Raw genomic sequence first — 802 nt, 5'->3', positions numbered from 1 at the left:
TATTCTAAAGCCTCTAATCTTAACCTGATGGTCTTTCCTGCCTAAAAATTCAATATTCCCATCTGCCAACCATCTGCCTAAATCCCCCGTTTTATAGATTTTCTCTTTAGGCCTGAATGGATTATCAACAAATTTATCTGCTGTCAGCTCCGGTTTATTTAGGTATCCTCTTGATAATCCGTCACCTCCAACACAAATTTCTCCAACAGAACCAATAGGAAGCGGGAGATTATTTGAACTCAAGATATAGCACATCGAATTTGAAATTCCTTTTCCTATTGGCACGGTTTTTTGATCTTCATGAATATTCTTTATTTCATAATAAGAAGAGAATACGGTATTTTCCGTTGGCCCATATAAATGAACTAAGCTAACTGAAGGGTAATTTTCCATGAATTTTTTAACATGGCTCACAGATACTTGTTCACCTCCAAATAGAACGTATTTAAGATATTTAAAAGAAGTAAAATCAATATCTACCAAATTGTTAAATAACCCAGTTGTTATAAAAAAAGCTGAAATTCTTTTATTTTCTATCAGATTTCCTAAAGAAGGTAAGTTCAAAAAAGTTTCTTGCAAAGAAATTACTAGAGTCGCTCCGTTTAAAAGAGGATAAAAGGCATCAAAAATAGAACCGTCAAATGAAAAATTTGACAAACTAAGAAGACTGTCTGTCTCATCTATAGTGATATAATTAGCATTTTTAACCAATCGAACAACATTTTTATGCTCCACCATTACCCCTTTAGGTTCTCCAGTTGAGCCTGATGTATAGATAACATATGCTAGATTATGGGGTTGA

Annotated in this window: 1 protein-coding gene; it reads right to left on the bottom strand. The window is 33.4% G+C overall.

Features of this window, described 5'->3' with window-relative positions; genetic code table 11:
* The coding region (locus tag ACE01P_RS24375) for an AMP-binding protein (RefSeq protein ID WP_379701662.1) at positions 1-802 on the bottom strand (802 nt) is incomplete at both ends.

The sequence above is a fragment of the Flavobacterium sp. HJSW_4 genome, from assembly GCF_042436695.1.
Lineage (GTDB): Bacteria > Bacteroidota > Bacteroidia > Flavobacteriales > Flavobacteriaceae > Flavobacterium.
This window is presented reverse-complemented; position numbering and strand designations above follow the sequence as displayed.